This window comes from Bradyrhizobium canariense (assembly GCF_019402665.1).
In the GTDB taxonomy this organism is placed as follows: domain Bacteria; phylum Pseudomonadota; class Alphaproteobacteria; order Rhizobiales; family Xanthobacteraceae; genus Bradyrhizobium; species Bradyrhizobium canariense.
In genome coordinates, this window is record NZ_VSST01000060.1 from 87,609 (window position 1) to 102,759 (window position 15,151).

The window sequence follows — 15,151 nt, forward strand, 5'->3', positions numbered from 1 at the left end:
AATGAGTCCCATTTTGGTGCAGATCGAGCCCTCACTCAGCCTTAATCAAACCCGCGTAATAGGTCCGGCCGCGGCGGCAGTGGGACAGACTTGCCGGCCGCGTCGAGCTGGAGGATGGACCCTTGTCAGAGATCGACCCGACCGACCACGCGTTGGCGACCATTGCCAGCATCCTGGAGCACCCTGAACCCGTCCTCGTCGTGCGCGAGACCGAGACCGTGCGCGAAACCGAGACCGTCACCGTGACCGAAATGGTGGTTGCCGGTGAGCATGGGGTCGCGGACGAGCACGCGTTCGTCGACGAGCACCTGACGGTCGATGAGCATCCGGTGGTCGAGGAGCAGCCCCTGGTGCCGGAGCACACCGATGCCGACGGCTACAGCAAGGTCGGCCCCGGGCCGATGGTGGCCATCCGTCTGAAATGGACGGTCCATCGCGGCGATGACGGCCAGTTCTACGTCCACGAGACCATCGGCGAGCAGTCCGTGCCCGTGGTCAGCGGCCCGATGACCGGCGAAGCCGCGGTGCATTTCGTCGACGCGCACGAGGACGAGGCCCATCGGCGCTTCGAAGAGCTGCGCAGCGAAATCGCCGGCCGCAGCTCGCTCGCCGATTACGAGCGCAAGGGCGAAGCCTAGCGCGTTTTCGCGCGACGTGGATGCCGGTTCGGCCTATCGTCGTCCGAGATAATCCTTCTTCACGAGCTCGACGCCTGCGTGCCGCAACAGGTCGTAGGCTGTCGTGACGTGAAAGAAGAACTGCGGGACGCTGAAGGTCAGCAGCAGCGTCCGCCCGGTGAACGGCAACTCGGTCCCGTTCTTCAGCCTGAAGAAGACGTTCCGTTCCGCCGCAGCATCGATCTCCGCGCGCGGCAGGCTTTCGATGAACTCGATTGACGTCGCAATGCGGGCCTGGAGCCCGGCCATGTCGTGCTCCAGCACCGGCAGCGTCACCGGCTCCTGCTCGGCCAGCAAGGCCGCGGCGACCGTGGCGTGGCGGCAGGCCTCACCGATCTGTTGCGCCAGATCGTACATGTCGGGTGCCATGCGCATGCCGAGCAGGACGGCCGGATTGAACTTCCGCGCTTCGGCATAGGCAACGCCCTTGTCGAGCAGTGCGGACAGGTTGCGCAGATACGGCACGAAGAGTCCGACCGAGGCGTCATACATCGAGATCGTCACTTCAAAATTCCCTTCACTTCCGCCTCGCCAGCGACGGGCATCTGGTCTAAATCCAAGCCTCAAGACAGGCATCGAGAGCTGCACAATGACAGCTTGGGCATGGGTGGAAAAGAGATGATCGTTCGAATGACCAGTCGAATTCTGGCGACTTTGGCCGTGGTCCTGCTGGCAAACCTTTCGGCCCAGGCACAGCAGGCGGCGCCGTCCCGCCTCGACGAGATCGTCAAGCGCGGCACTTTGCGCGTCGGCATGACCGGCGACTACAAGCCCTTCACCTATCTCGACAAGACGACGCAGCAGTTCAACGGCTTCGATGTCGACATGGCGGAGGCGCTCGGCAAGGCGCTCGGCGTCAAGGTCGAATTCGTGCCGACGGCCTGGCCGAAGCTGATGAAGGATTTCGAGGCCGATCAGTTCGACATCGCCATGGGCGGCGTCTCGGTCACGCTGGACCGGCAGAAGAAGGGCTTCTTCTCCACGCCGATCATGCGCGAGGGCAAGACGCCGATCGCGCGCTGTGCCGATGTCGGCAAATACCAGAGCATCACCGACATCGACAAGAAGGGCACCCGCGTCATCGTCAATCCCGGCGGCACCAACGAGCGCTTCGCGCGTGCCAACATCAAGGACGCCGACATCACAGTCTTCCCGGACAATACCGTGATCTTCGACGAGATCGCCAAGGGCAATGCCGACCTGATGATGACGGACGCCTCCGAGACGCGCTACCAGCAAAAGCAGCATCAAGGCGTGCTCTGCGCGGTGCATCCCGAAAATCCGTTCGATTTCTCCGAGAAGGCCTATTGGCTCCAGCGCGACATGGCGCTGAAGGCGTTCGTCGATCAATGGCTGCACATTTCGATGCAGGACGGCAGCTACAAGAAGATCTACGCCACCTGGTTCGATTAGGGCCGCGTCCTCCAGTCGCTTGTGCCGGCCAAACTTTGGACCGGCTCCGGTGCTATTGAACCCGAAACGGAGAAAGCACGACTCATACCGTGACAGTGATCTAGGTCACTTTTTGCGATCAAACCGGGGCGTAAGCGTCGGTTTGGGGACCACCTGTTTCAGGAGATGCGAAATGAGGAAGCTGTTGGCCACGGCCGCATTCCTTTTGGCGAGCACCGCTGCGCAGGCGCAGTACACCTTCGACTATGGCGGGCACACCATCCGCATCGATCCCGACCGCGGCACGGTGCAAATCCCCGGCGTCTACGACAACACCGGCCAGGGCAAGGCGAAGAAGGCCAAGACCGATGCCAAGGGGGCTCCGAAAGCGGACCCGCAGGCACCGCAACAAGCCAAGGTTGACCCGCAGCCGCCGGCCAATCCAGCACTGGTCACCGCGCCCCCGGCGGCCGAGCAGGCCCCTGTCCAAGCTCCCGTCCAAGCTCCCGTGGCCGTCGCGCCTCCTGCCCCGCCGGCACCTCCCGCCACCACGGCAAACAATGCTCCGGCGGAAGACGCGCTTGTGCCGCCGCCTCAGCCGGCCCCAAGTGCTGCCCCGACGGTGGCCGCAGTACCGCCCGCACCGCCTCCACCGCCCGCCCCGACCGTCGCAGCCGCGCCTCCGGCGCCGTCTCCGCCTCCCGTTCCGCCGCCTGCGCCTGCTCAGTCGGCTGCCGTCGCGCCGCCGGCTCCTGCAACCGCACCCACGCGCGATCTCAATTCACCGCTCGGCGTCTGGCTCACCGAGGAGAAGGAAGGCAAGGTCCGGATCGAGCAATGCGGCAGCAATCTGTGCGGCTATTCGGTCGATTCGAAATCGAACCAGAATGGCGAGCAGGTTCTGATCAACATGAAGCCCGGCAAGGACCAGAACAAGGACCCAAAATGGTCCGGCCGCATCCTCGATCCGAACTCCGGCTCGACCTACGATTCAACCATCGCGCTGAAGGGCACCGATCGCCTGCGCGTGCAGGGCTGCGCCTTCGGCGGCATGTTCTGCGGCGGCCAGACCTGGACGCGGGTGAACTGACTTCGGGGCGACACTCTGACCGACGCAAGGGGGCCCGCAGCGCGGGTCCCTTTTGCTTTTGTCGTCAAATCGATTGCGACGTGCGCGACATCACAGAGCCCGTCGCGCGCGTGACAACCCTCACATCGCCGGTTCCGCGTCCGTGACACGATCCCGCATGATCAACCCTAGGGGCGTGTCATGAACGGATTTCGCAAGGCTCTCTTCGCCACAATCATCGTCATCGCGTTGCCGGCCGCGCAGGCCAGCGCCAGCACTTTCGACGGCGCATGGAATGTCCGCATCTCGTCGTCGAGCGAGACCTGCGGTAACGGCTCGACCGTCGCCATCGGCATCAACAACGGTCAGATCGCCTCGAGCAGCGCAATGGTGACGGCGTCAGGCCGCGTCGCAGATGCCGGCAGCATCAACGTTACCTTGAGCACCGGCATCAAGCGCGCCGTCGGCTTCGGCCGGCTCAGCGGCACTTCGGGCTCCGGCACCTGGCGCGGCAGCATGTGCACGGGCACGTGGACGGCGGAGCGGATGTAGGGTGCTGTGTCCCGGACGCGGTGCAGCGTGCAACGCTGCTCCGCAGAGCCGGGACCCAACGTTCTTCGTGGGTCCCAAATCTCTGGGTCCCGGATCGACGCCGCATCGCCTTGTAGCGATGCGTCTTGTCCGGGAGGCTAGCCGACGGCCGCCCCATACTCCGCGTCGGTCACCGGCTCCAACCAGGTCGAGAACACGCCGTCGAGCGCTTCCTGCATGGCGATGTGGGTCATGCCGTTCGTCGGCGACCCGCCGTGCCAGTGCAGCTCGCCCGGTGGAATCCAGACGGTGTCGCCGGGACGGATCTCCCTGATCGGCCCGCCCTTGGACTGGACCCGGCCGACTCCCGAAATCACATAGAGCGTCTGCCCGAGCGGATGGTGGTGCCAGTTGGTGCGCGCGCCCGGTTCGAACGAGACGCGCGAGCAGTTCAGCCGCGCCGGGGCGGGCGCCATGATCACGGGGTCCTGCCACACGGTGCCGGTGAAGTGTTCCCCGGGCGCACGGCGTGTCGGCCGCGTGCCTGCTACAGTGATGTCCATTGGATTTACCTCGTTTCCTTACCGATTACTTCTTGCTTGCGGCGTAGCGCGCCTTGGTCTCGGCGTTCATGGGATAGAGGCCCGGGAGCACCGCGCCATTGTTCACCTCGTTGACGATCCAGGCTTCCATCCGCTCCTGCTCGACGCCCTCATTGAGCACGTGTTCGAGCATCGCCTGCGGGATCAGCACGCAGCCGTCCTGGTCGGCGACCACGATGTCGTTCGGGAACACCGCAACGCCGCCGCAGCCGATCGGCTCGCCCCAGCCGACGAAGGTCAGGCCGGCAACCGACGGCGGCGCGGCATAGCCGTCGCACCAGACCGGCAGATTAGTGCCGAGCACGCCCTCGACGTCACGCACGACACCGTCGGTGACGAGTGCGGTGACGCCGCGCTTCATCATGCGCGCGCACAGGATGTCGCCGAAGATGCCGGCGTCGGTGATGCCCATGGCATCGACCACGGCGATGCAGCCCTCCGGCATCGCCTCGATCGCGGTGCGGGTCGAGATCGGCGACGACCAGGATTCCGGCGTCGCCAGATCCTCGCGCGCCGGCACGAAGCGCAGCGTGAAGGCCGGTCCCACCAGGCGCGGCAGACCCGGGCGCAGCGGACGCGCGCCGCGCATCCAGATGTTGCGCAGGCCCTTCTTCAGCAGGACCGTGGTGATGGTAGCAGTGGTGATGCCGGCGAGGGTCTTGCGGGCTTCGGGGGACAGCGACATGGAAACAGACGAGCTCCGGGATGGGCGGGAAAGAACGCGCGCATCTTGCGGGGTGCGGGCCTTGCGTCAAGGGCCAACAAGCTACCAATCATGCAGGGCCGCAGCGCAGTTATGCGTCGCGATAACAAGGCTTTATCGCCTCCCCCTGCATTAATTTATTGGACTTGCGGGCGCATTTACGCGAAGCAGGAACAAGCGGAGCTCAAGGCCGAGCCCGCGTATCTCCAGAAGCCCGATTTCGACAGCCCATGTCCGCGACGCTTCCCCCGCCCCGCCTTCTGTCCAGTGGCGACAGCGCCGTCACGGTCGAGTTCAGCCGTACCATCGACGACGACGCGAACCAGCGCGTGCTGGCGCTCGACAAGGCGCTCGCAGCAAGCCCGATCGATGGCATCACGGAGTCCGTGCCGACCTATCGCTCGCTGCTGGTGCATTACGATCCCGGCAGGATCGGCTTCGACGCACTTGGCGAAAAGCTGCTCGCGCTCGCCAGCCAGCCGCTGCCGCCGGCCACCAGGGCGCGCCGCTGGCGCATTCCCGTCGCCTATGGCGGCGAGCACGGCATCGACCTCGAGGACGTCGCGAAGACGCTGAACACCACACCCGACGACATCGTCGCGCGCCACGTCGCCGGCGACTATAAGGTCGCCATGATCGGCTTCACGCCGGGCTGGTCCTATCTCAGCGGCCTCGACAAATCCCTGCAGATGTCGCGACGGCAGAATCCGCGGCTGCTGACGCCTGCCGGCACCATCTCGATCGGCGGCATCCAGGCCGGAATCCAGTGCCTGGCAGCCCCGAGCGGCTGGCACCTGCTCGGCCGCACGCCGGTGCGGACCTATCAGCTCCACCGCAATCCGACCTTCCTCACCGAACCCGGCGATCGCGTGACGTTTTTCGCCATCGACCACAAGACGTTCGAGGAACAGGACCGCGCCGCCGAGGCCGGCGAGATCATTGCCGAGCAGGTGATCGCATGAGCCGGCTCGTGATCGCCAGCATCGGGCCCGCAAGCTCGGTCCAGGACGGCGGACGCCATGGCGCGCAACGCTATGGCCTGACGGTCAGCGGAGCGATGGACCGCCTCTCGCTCGCGGCAGCGAACACGCTTGTCGGCAACGAACCGTTTGCAGCCGCTGTCGAGGTCGGCCCGTTCGGCGCCTCGTTCACCGCGCGCGACGGTGCCGTGCGCGTCGCGATCTCAGGCGCGCCGCGCAATGCGGACGTCGCCGGCAGTCCAGTCGCCATGGACACATCGGTGACGCTGAAGGACGGCGAGACGCTGACGCTGGGTTTTGCTCGCGGCGGTGCGTTCACTTATCTGGCGATCGAAGGCGGGATCAAGGGCGAGCCGGTGTTCGGCAGTCTCGCGGTCAACGCCCGTGCCGGTCTCGGCAGCCCCTACCCGCGCCCGTTGCAGGCCGGCGACGAATTCACCGTCGATGCCGCAAGCGGTGCACCGGAACTGCGTATCGAATTGCCGAAGCCATCGAGCGGTCCGATTCGCGTACTGCTCGGACCGCAGGACGACGAATTCGACGACGCCAACAAGGCGCTGTTCCTCGACAGCGAGTGGAAGATCTCGGCGACGTCAGATCGCATGGGCTACCGGCTGGAAGGTCCCGCGATCAAGCATCTGCACGGCCACAACATCGTCTCCGACGGCACGGTCAACGGCAGCATCCAGGTGCCCGGCAACGGCGCGCCGATCGCGCTGATGATGGATCGCGGCACCTCCGGCGGCTACCCAAAGATCGCGACCGTGATCACGGCCGATGTCGGCCGTCTCGCGCAGACCTCCGCAGGAACGGCGTTCCGCTTCAAGGCCGTCAGCATGGCCGAGGCGCAGGACGAGGCAAGGAAATTCTCGCAACTGATCCGCAACCTGTCCGATCGCCTGCGCTCCGCCGACACCGTCGCGCTCAACATCGAAGCGCTCAGCGATGCCAACGTCGCGGGCTATGCTGTCAGTGCCGTCGACGCCGGGACCTGGCAGGTCGCAGCCGAGCCGTAAACGACAAGACGACCAGAGATGGAGAGCAGCCCATGAAGACGATCGATCTCAATTGCGATCTCGGCGAAGGTTTTGGCGCGTGGGAGATGGGCAACGATGCCGCGATGATCGAACTGGCGAGCTCAGTCAACGTCGCCTGCGGCTTCCACGCCGGCGATCCCGATATCATGCGCCGGACGGTCGAGCTGGCGAAGGCGCGCGGCGTCTCGGTCGGCGCGCATCCTGGATATCGCGACCTGCATGGCTTCGGCCGCCATCCGATCGCGGGCCTGAAGGCCTCCGAGATCGAGAACCTCGTCGCCTACCAGATCGGCGCGCTGCAGGCGATCGCGACCGCAGCCGGCCACAAGGTCACGCATGTGAAGGCGCATGGCGCACTCTCCAACGTCGCCTGCGAGGACGATATGACCGCGAAGGCGATCGCGGCCGGCATCAAGGCGGTCGATCCCGGCTTGATCTTTGTCGTGCTCGCCAATTCGAAGCTGGTGAAGGCCGGCGAAGCCGCCAATCTGCCGATGGTGCATGAGGTGTTCGCCGACCGCGCCTATGAGGACGACGGCAATCTCGTCTCGCGCAAGAAGGAGGGCGCGGTGCTGCATGACGCCAAGGCGATCGCCGACCGCGTGGTGCGCATGGTGCAGGACGGTGCGGTGGTTTCGGTCACGGGCAAGGTCATCAAGATGCGAACCGACACGGTGTGCATCCACGGCGATACGCCCGGCGCGGTCGAGATCGCGCGCGGTCTGCGGCAGGCTTTGAAGGACGCAGGGATCGAGGTCGCGCCGTTCAGGCGCGGGGCGTGAGGTTGGTCCGGGTGGGTTAGCGAAGCGTAACCCACCCTGGCTCAGCGCATGCGGAACGAAGTTGGTAGGTTACGCCTTCGGCTAACCCACCCTACGCGGGTCATCAGAACGGGTGCACCGAGAGCGTGCCGAACACGATGGCGGCGATGACCGCGAAGGCGCTGTACATCGCGGCATGATGCACACTCGCCCCGGTCCGCCGCGAGAGCGAGCGCGCGTAGAAGTGCAGCCTGGCTTCCGCCGATAGCTCGCGCATGGTCGATCTCCAACGCCCCATTTGCGGGATTATGAGGGATCAACCGGGGTGGCGGGCAAGAGTCCCGCGGAAATAGCGATGCAGGTTCTCTGAAGACCCCGCAGCGCAGGAGCAAATTCTCCCTGCGTGCAGGTTCCGAGAATCTTATTCGTTCAAATCCGAGCCAGTTGGAACTGACTCGGATGACGGTGAGATGACAGCTAGTAGACGTCAGCCTGGAACCGGCCCGTCTTCTTGAGCTCGGCGACAAAACTGACGGCTTCGTCGGTCGAACGCGCCCCGAACTGGGCGACGATATCGACCAGCGCGCGCTCGACGTCCTTGGCCATGCGCTTGGCATCGCCGCAGATGTAGAGATGCGCCCCCTCGGCAAGCCACGTCCACAGCTCGCGGCCGACCTCGCGCATGCGGTCCTGCACGTAGAACTTCTTCTCGCCGTCGCGCGACCACGCCAGCGACATGCGCGTGAGCAGGCCCGAGGTCTTCATCGCGTTGAGCTCCTCCTGGTAGAAGAAGTCGCAATCGCTGCGCTGATGGCCGAAGAACAGCCAGTTCTTGCCGGGCGCACCGGTCGCCTTGCGGTCGAACAGAAAGGCGCGGAACGGTGCAATGCCGGTGCCGGGGCCGATCATGATGATCGGCGTCTTCGGATCCTGCGGCAGGCCGAAATTATGCGCCTTCTGCACATAGACCTTGAGCTTCTCGCCCTCCGCGATGCGCTCGCCGAGGAAAGTCGAGGCGACGCCGATACGCTTGCGCTTGCCGATCACGTAGCGCACGGAATCGACCGTTAGCGACAGCTTTCCAGGCGTCGCATTGTGCGACGACGAGATCGAATAGAGCCGCGGCTGCAGCGGTTCCAGCGCCTCCACGAAGGCTTCGGGATGCGGCCGCGTGCCCGAGAACTTCTGCAGCGCCGCCATGACGTCGAGTGTGGCGGCATCCCCATCGGGATCCTCGCCCTGCGCCAGTGCCCGCGCCCTCTCGCGCTGCGCGCCGCCAGTGATGAAGGAGATCAGTTCGAACAGCGTGTCGGGCGCCGGCGACAGCGAGACGTCGTCGATCAGCACCTCGCGCAGCGTCTTGCCGTTGACCTCAGTGGTGTGGGAGGCGCCGAGCAACGCGATGACCTGGTCGACGAGGCCGAGCTCGTTGCGCGCGAACACGCCAAAACTGTCACCGACGACATAGTCGAGCTTGCTCTCGGAGAGATCGAACTCGACGTGATAGGTTTCTTTCTCCGACTTTCCCTTGTTGAGAAGACGGCGCGACAGGAAGGTCGCCGCAACAGGGTTGTCGCGCGAGCGGCCGGGCTCGGCGATCGTCACGGTCACGGCGGGGGCCGCCACAGCGTCTTGCTTGTCAGCCGGCTTGGCCGCCGGCGCCTTGTCCAGCTCTTCATGTAGTGACTTCAGCATCCGCGCGGTTTCCTTGCCGCCGGGGACACAAAGGTTGAGCCGCGCTTCACTGCGGCTCGCGATCGCCTCCGAATAGTCGTGGCAATTGTAGCCGCACTGCCCGCAATCCTGCTGCGCCATCGCCGCCATCATCTTGCGCCGCACGGGACGGCCTTCGGCGAGCTTCATCCGATCGGCGATCGGCATGGTCTGGTCGTGCCAAGGCGCTTCACCGTCGTCACCATCACCAGCCTGCATGACGGCGGCGCCCTGCTCCGCCGACAGCGGCGTGGCCGCGTCAGGCGACAGCAGCCCGGCAAAGAAGCCGTTCAGCCAGGAGCGTTGCGCGTCGGAGAACGGGGCACTCGTGGGAATGATGTCGAGTTTGGGTGGAGGGCTGATCTGGTTCATGAAGACACCTCGGCATCGGCAAGCTTGCGCAGCGTCTCGCCGTCGTGGCGGCGCGCAAAGGACAGGAACGTCTCGTCGGGAGACGAGCGATGGGCGATATAGGCCTTGAGCAACCCTTCGACCGTCTTCGGCGCGTCTTCGGCCTTGAGGTCGTGGTAGACCTCCTGCCCGACGTCGGCGTCAGGACCGAACCCGCCGCCGGTGAAGAGATGATAGCCCTCGACAGTGTCCTCGTCGTTCACCGGCACGCGCGCCCCGATCAGGCCGATGTCGCTGATGTAGTGCTGGGCACAGGAATGGTGGCAGCCGGTGACGTGGATGTTGACCGGCTTGTCCATCTCGACGCGCGGCTCGCACCAGTCGCCGATCTCGGCAGCGTGGCGTTTGGTGTTGGAGGCGGCAAAGCGGCAACCGGCGTTGCCGGTGCAGGCGATCAGGCCGGCGCGGATATGCGAGGCCTCGACCGCAAGCCCGATCTGCTTGATCGCCGCGATGGCGAGTTCGACATTCTCGTCGCGCACCCCTGATATCAGCAGGTTTTGCCAGACGGTCAGACGGATCTCGCCGTCGCCGAGGTCCCGCGCCACCTTGGCGAGGCCCCGCATCTGATCGCAGCTGATCTTGCCGAGCGTCAGCGACACGCCGATCCAGTTCAAGCCGTTCTGCTTCTGCTTGTGCACGCCGATATGCGCCATGCGGTCCGCGGCCGGTCGCGGCGCAAACGCCTCTTCCGGCACGCGCGTGAATGGCGTCTTCAGCCGCTCTTCGACGAGCTTGAGGAAACCGTCATGGCCCATGGCGTCGAGCACGTATTTCAACCGCGCCTTGTTGCGGTTGGTGCGGTCGCCATGCTCGATGAAGACGCGCACGATGGCGTCGGCAACGGCGGTCGCGTTTTCAGGCTTCACGACGATGCCGGAATATTTGGCAAAGTCCTTGTGGCCGGTGATGCCGCCGAGGCCGAGGCGGAACCAGGTCCCGGGCTCGACGCCGAAGCCGTCCTTCACCTCGACCGCCGTGAAAGCGATGTCGTTGGTCTCCTCGAGCACGGCGATCCTGCCGGCACCGTCGAAGGCGACGTTGAACTTGCGCGGCAAGCCATACAACGAGCGATCGTTCAGGATGTGGTAGTGCCACTCGCGCGCATAAGGCCGTGTGTCGATCAGCTCCTGCGGATCGATGCCCGCCGTCGGCGTTCCCGTCACGTTGCGGATGTTGTCGGCGCCGGAGCCGCGCGAGCACAGGCCGAGGTCCTGAATGCCCTCGATCAGCTTCACGGCGTTCTTCGGCGGGATCTCGCGAAGCTGCAGGTTGGCGCGCGTCGTGACGTGGCTGTAGGGACCGCACGTTTCATCGGCGAGATCGGCAAGGCCGGTCAGCTGCCAATGCTTCATGATGCCGTTCGGAATGCGCAGACGGCACATGTAGGAGTCCTGCGTCGGCGCGACGTAGAAGATGCCGTAATAGCGCCAGCGGAAATTGTCCGCCGGGCTCGGCGGCGTATTGTCGAGCGCCTGCTGGCGGAGACGCGGATACGCATCGAAGGGATGCTCGTCGCGCTTGACCTTCTCCTGGTCGGCGAGCTTCTTGCCCGCGGCGATGACCTTGTCCTGCGCCTTGATGTGCACGGCATCGGGACCGGTCGGCTCGGCGTTCGCCTTGCCGGCGCCGCCGCCGAGACCGCGACCGACGCGACTGATCTGCAGACCGGTCGTGAAGCCTTCGAGATAGCGTTTCTGGTCGTCGGTAAAGTCGACTGAGACGGTGTCGAGTTTCATGGTCAGTAACGAAGCTCCTGCGGCCACCTGGGTGGTATCGACGGAAAGTGCACGACCCGCGAGGAGCTCGGCTGGCTCGAGAGCCGGCTGTGCACCCAACGGTCCGATCAGCTTCGTTGCTGGGGACTGGCGCAGCAGGCATCTGTGACAGGCTGGCCGCACTGCAACATTCAAGTTGCGTGCCAGCTTCGACGAAATGAAAATGTGTGTCGTATCAAGCAATTAAGAGCGCAAAAGGGAACTCAGGGCTCTGGAGCTCTTACGAAATTCGAGCAGTCGGCCTAAAATTTAGACTCGGATCTCCGGCGCTCAAAAACGGTGCAGGCCCGAATCACACCTTCCAGCGGCCTACCGCGAAGGCTTCGAGATGCCCCCGAATATTGGCGGGATCGAAGGCGGGGCCGGCGAATGCGCCGAATGCCGCGGGGGCTTGAGCGGGCGGCCGGCGGCCGAGGGCGCCGTCGTAGAGGTCGGGCCTGAAGACGGCCATAGCCGTCTTGACCCCATCGGGCGTCAGCGTCGTTTGCCCCCAGCGCACCATCTGGGCATAGAGCCAGGCGGCCTGGACCGGATCGGGACGCCCTGCTTCTTCGCGTCCCACCAGAAGGTAGCTGCCGCTCTCGCGAAAGGTGCCGTCGGGCGAAATCTTGAGGCGTCCCGTGAGGGTGCGCTGAATGACTTCGGCATCGACACCGATCCGCTCGGGCTGCGCCAGGATCTGCGCCGCTTCGGTCCGGTTTTCCGGATGCTCGATGAACTCGGCGGCTTTCACCGCCGCGCGCACCAGGCTGGCGACCACGTCCGGATTCTTGTCGGCCCAGACCTGGCGGAGCGCCAGCACCTTCTCCGCCGCATGGGCCAGGATGTCGGAGACGAAATGCAGGATGTGGCCGATCCCGAGATCGACCGCGATCGAATTCCAAGGTGCGCCGACGCAGAACGCATCGACATGCCCATTGGCGAGACTGTCGACCATATAGGGCGGCGGCAGCACCACCAGCCGCACGTCCTCGTCGGGATCGACGCCGGCCGCCGCCATCCAGAACCGCAATTGGTAATTGTGGGTCGAGAACGGGAAGGTCATGCCGAAGGTCAACGGGTCGGCCCCCGCTTTGCGCCGCTTGGCGACCACACGCGCCAACGCTTTTGCCGTGGCGAGCGGATCGAAGCGGTCGCCGTCGATCTCCTCCATCAGTGCCGCATGAAGCGCCGGCGAGACCGTGATCGCGTTGCCGTTGATGCCGAGATTGAAGGGCGCCGCGATCGGCACCTTGACATGCCCGAGACCGAGCGAGGACGCGATCGCGACGGGCGCGAGCAGGTGCGCGGCGTCGAACAAGCCGATATTGAGCTTGTCGCGGACGTTGGACCAGGAGACCTCGCGGACCAGTTCGACCTCGAGCCCTTCGGCCGCGGCAAATCCCTTGTCGACGGCAACGATCAGCGCTGCGGCATCGACCAGCGGAATGAACCCGATGCGGAGGGGAGTGGTCATTTCAGCATCTCCGACGCGGTGATGATCGACTGGGCGATCTCGCCGATTTTCTTCTTCTCGCGCATCGCGGTGGAGCGCAGCAGCACATAGGCCTCGTCCTCGGTCAGGCCCTTCACCTTCATCAGGATGCCCTTGGCCTTCTCGATGACCTTGCGATCCTCGAGCTGCGACTTGGTACGCTCCAGCTCCTCCTGGAGTTTCGCGAAGGCATTGAAGCGCGACACGCAGAGGTCGAGGATCGGCTTGATGCGCTCCTTCCTCAGCCCGTCGACGATGTAGGCGGAGACCCCCGCCTCGACCGAGGCCTGGATCGAGGATGAATCGCTCTGGTCGACGAACATCGCGATCGGCCGCTTCACGGCGCGGCTGACCTGGAACATCGCTTCCAGCACGTCGCGGCTGGGGTTTTCCAGGTCGATCAGGATGATGTCGGGGTCGACCGCATAAATACGGGCGAGCAGGCTTTGCATCTCGCTGATATGAACGATCTGCGTGAATCCGGCCTCCCGCAACCCTTCCTCGAGGATCGCAGCCCGGATCGGGCTTTCGTCGACGATCACGATTTTGGGCGACTGTTCGGCGCTCATTGCTCACTCACCACCAGTGATTCATCCATAGCATGCCCGCCGGCCATGCAAAGGGTTGTAATTATGGGCAATTGGGACTAGCTCAACCCTGTCAATCAGGCAGATTTGGATATGGATCAGACGGCTGCGCCGAAGGTCAGCTTCGTGTCGCTCGGGTGCCCCAAGGCTTTGGTGGATTCCGAGCGCATCATCACGCGCCTGCGCGCCGAGGGCTATGAGCTCGCCCGCAAGCATGACGGGGCCGACATCGTCATCGTCAACACCTGCGGCTTCCTCGACAGCGCCAAGCAGGAATCGCTCTCGGCGATCGGCGAGGCCATGGCCGAGAACGGCAAGGTGATCGTGACGGGCTGCATGGGCGCGGAACCCGAGCAGATCGAGCAGGCCTATCCCGGCGTGCTCTCCATCACCGGCCCGCAGCAATATGAGAGCGTGCTGGACGCCGTGCATCGCGCGCTGCCGCCCGCCCACAATCCGCATCTCGATCTGGTGCCGCCGCAGGGCATCAAGCTGACGCCGCGGCACTACGCCTATTTGAAGATCTCCGAGGGCTGCAACAACCGCTGCACCTTCTGCATCATTCCGAAGCTGCGCGGCGACCTGGTCTCGCGTCCGGCCAACGACGTGCTGCGCGAGGCCGAGCGCCTGGTCGACGCCGGCGTCAAGGAGCTGCTGGTGATCTCGCAGGACACCTCGGCCTACGGCGTCGATCTGAAATACGCCGAGAGCCCGTGGAAGGATCGCCAGGTCCGCGCCAAATTTATCGACCTCGCGCGCGAGCTCGGCGAATTAGGGGCCTGGGTCCGCTTGCAATATGTCTACCCCTACCCGCATGTCGACGAGGTCATCGCGCTGATGAACGAGGGCAAGGTGCTGCCCTATCTCGACATCCCGTTCCAGCACGCAAGCCCCGAGGTGCTGAAGGCGATGAAGCGCCCGGCGGCGCAGGACAAGACGCTGGCGCGCATCAAGCGCTGGCACGAGCAATGTCCCGATCTCGCTCTGCGCTCGACCTTCATCGTCGGCTTCCCCGGCGAAACCGACGCGGACTTTGCCTATCTGCTCGACTGGCTGGACGAAGCCGAGATCGATCGGCTCGGCTGCTTCAAGTACGAGCCGGTCGCCGGCGCGACCGCGAACGCGATCGAGAACCCCGTGCCGGAAGAGATCAAGCAGGAGCGCTACAACGCGCTGATGGCGCGCCAGCAGAAAATCTCCGCGCGCAGGCTGAAGCGCAAGGTGGGCACCCGCCAGCAGATCATCATCGACGAGGTCGGCCCGACCGTCTCAAAGGGCCGCTCCAAGGCCGATGCGCCGGAGATCGACGGCGCCGTCTACCTGTCGAGCCGCCGCCCCTTGCGCGTCGGCGAGATCGTCACCGCCAAGATCGAACGCGCCGACCAATACGACCTGCACGGCAGCGTCGCGGGATTCTGATCTTCCGCTGTCGCGGT

Annotated in this window: 16 protein-coding genes; 8 read left to right on the plus strand and 8 right to left on the minus strand. The window is 64.9% G+C overall.

Annotation, left to right across the window (positions count from 1 at the left end; all coding sequences use genetic code 11):
* Positions 1 to 122: 122 nt before the first annotated feature.
* Positions 123 to 638: a hypothetical protein gene (locus FXB41_RS29935; RefSeq protein WP_007590921.1), complete on the plus strand. Its 516-nt coding sequence runs from the start codon at positions 123 to 125 to the stop codon at positions 636 to 638.
* Positions 639 to 671: 33 nt separating this feature from the next.
* On the opposite strand, the gene FXB41_RS29940 is transcribed toward FXB41_RS29935, so the two are convergent.
* Positions 672 to 1,169, minus strand: a complete 498-nt coding sequence (locus FXB41_RS29940; RefSeq protein ID WP_007590920.1) for a DUF1993 domain-containing protein — start codon at positions 1,167 to 1,169, stop codon at positions 672 to 674.
* A 138-nt stretch (positions 1,170 to 1,307) separates the two neighbouring features.
* On the opposite strand from FXB41_RS29940, the gene FXB41_RS29945 reads away from it, so the two are divergent.
* The 3 genes from FXB41_RS29945 to FXB41_RS29955 all read left to right on the plus strand — a co-directional run bounded on the left by FXB41_RS29945 (position 1,308) and on the right by FXB41_RS29955 (position 3,690).
* Positions 1,308 to 2,090, plus strand: coding sequence for a transporter substrate-binding domain-containing protein (locus FXB41_RS29945; protein WP_219684347.1), 783 nt, complete (start codon positions 1,308 to 1,310; stop codon positions 2,088 to 2,090).
* 172 nt (positions 2,091 to 2,262) lie between these two features.
* Complete coding sequence (locus FXB41_RS29950; RefSeq protein ID WP_219684348.1) at positions 2,263 to 3,159, plus strand: DUF2147 domain-containing protein; 897 nt, start codon at positions 2,263 to 2,265, stop codon at positions 3,157 to 3,159.
* 180 nt (positions 3,160 to 3,339) lie between these two features.
* The gene (locus FXB41_RS29955) at positions 3,340 to 3,690 is read left to right on the plus strand and encodes a hypothetical protein (RefSeq protein WP_007590916.1); all 351 of its coding nucleotides are present in this window, start codon (positions 3,340 to 3,342) and stop codon (positions 3,688 to 3,690) included.
* A gap of 137 nt (positions 3,691 to 3,827) precedes the next feature.
* Here the strand turns inward: FXB41_RS29955 and FXB41_RS29960 are convergent, their stop codons facing one another.
* Together FXB41_RS29960 and FXB41_RS29965 are read right to left on the minus strand one after the other, a co-directional pair.
* A complete protein-coding gene (locus FXB41_RS29960; protein ID WP_007590914.1) occupies positions 3,828 to 4,232 on the minus strand; it encodes a (R)-mandelonitrile lyase in 405 nt (134 codons plus the stop codon).
* A 25-nt stretch (positions 4,233 to 4,257) separates the two neighbouring features.
* Entirely contained in the window at positions 4,258 to 4,956 is a 699-nt protein-coding gene (locus tag FXB41_RS29965; protein WP_007590912.1) for a ribonuclease activity regulator RraA, read from the minus strand.
* 248 nt (positions 4,957 to 5,204) lie between these two features.
* On the opposite strand from FXB41_RS29965, the gene pxpB reads away from it, so the two are divergent.
* The 3 genes from pxpB to FXB41_RS29980 are packed head-to-tail and all read left to right on the plus strand — an operon-like array spanning position 5,205 to position 7,773.
* Positions 5,205 to 5,936: a 5-oxoprolinase subunit PxpB gene (gene pxpB, locus FXB41_RS29970; RefSeq protein WP_219684350.1), complete on the plus strand. Its 732-nt coding sequence runs from the start codon at positions 5,205 to 5,207 to the stop codon at positions 5,934 to 5,936.
* On the plus strand, positions 5,933 to 6,970 hold the full coding sequence (locus tag FXB41_RS29975) for a 5-oxoprolinase subunit C family protein (RefSeq protein WP_219684352.1): 1,038 nt from the start codon (positions 5,933 to 5,935) through the stop codon (positions 6,968 to 6,970). The genes pxpB and FXB41_RS29975 overlap by 4 nt, the downstream gene beginning before the upstream one ends.
* Positions 6,971 to 7,002: 32 nt before the next feature.
* The gene (locus FXB41_RS29980) at positions 7,003 to 7,773 is read left to right on the plus strand and encodes a LamB/YcsF family protein (protein WP_219684353.1); all 771 of its coding nucleotides are present in this window, start codon (positions 7,003 to 7,005) and stop codon (positions 7,771 to 7,773) included.
* Positions 7,774 to 7,876: 103 nt separating this feature from the next.
* Here the strand turns inward: FXB41_RS29980 and FXB41_RS29985 are convergent, their stop codons facing one another.
* From FXB41_RS29985 to FXB41_RS30005, 5 genes are all read right to left on the minus strand, one after another.
* On the minus strand, positions 7,877 to 8,029 hold the full coding sequence (locus FXB41_RS29985) for a hypothetical protein (protein ID WP_007590908.1): 153 nt from the start codon (positions 8,027 to 8,029) through the stop codon (positions 7,877 to 7,879).
* A gap of 200 nt (positions 8,030 to 8,229) precedes the next feature.
* Complete coding sequence (locus FXB41_RS29990; RefSeq protein WP_219684355.1) at positions 8,230 to 9,837, minus strand: sulfite reductase subunit alpha; 1,608 nt, start codon at positions 9,835 to 9,837, stop codon at positions 8,230 to 8,232.
* Positions 9,834 to 11,615: a NirA family protein gene (locus FXB41_RS29995; RefSeq protein WP_219684356.1), complete on the minus strand. Its 1,782-nt coding sequence runs from the start codon at positions 11,613 to 11,615 to the stop codon at positions 9,834 to 9,836. The genes FXB41_RS29990 and FXB41_RS29995 overlap by 4 nt, the downstream gene beginning before the upstream one ends.
* 331 nt (positions 11,616 to 11,946) lie before the next feature.
* Complete coding sequence (locus FXB41_RS30000) at positions 11,947 to 13,110, minus strand: CmpA/NrtA family ABC transporter substrate-binding protein (RefSeq protein WP_219684357.1); 1,164 nt, start codon at positions 13,108 to 13,110, stop codon at positions 11,947 to 11,949.
* A complete protein-coding gene (locus FXB41_RS30005) occupies positions 13,107 to 13,697 on the minus strand; it encodes an ANTAR domain-containing response regulator (RefSeq protein ID WP_007610503.1) in 591 nt (196 codons plus the stop codon). The genes FXB41_RS30000 and FXB41_RS30005 overlap by 4 nt, the downstream gene beginning before the upstream one ends.
* Before the next feature lie 111 nt (positions 13,698 to 13,808).
* Here FXB41_RS30005 and rimO point away from each other — a divergent pair, with 111 nt between their 5' ends.
* Complete coding sequence (rimO, locus tag FXB41_RS30010; protein ID WP_219684358.1) at positions 13,809 to 15,134, plus strand: 30S ribosomal protein S12 methylthiotransferase RimO; 1,326 nt, start codon at positions 13,809 to 13,811, stop codon at positions 15,132 to 15,134.
* The last annotated feature ends 17 nt before the right edge of the window (positions 15,135 to 15,151 follow it).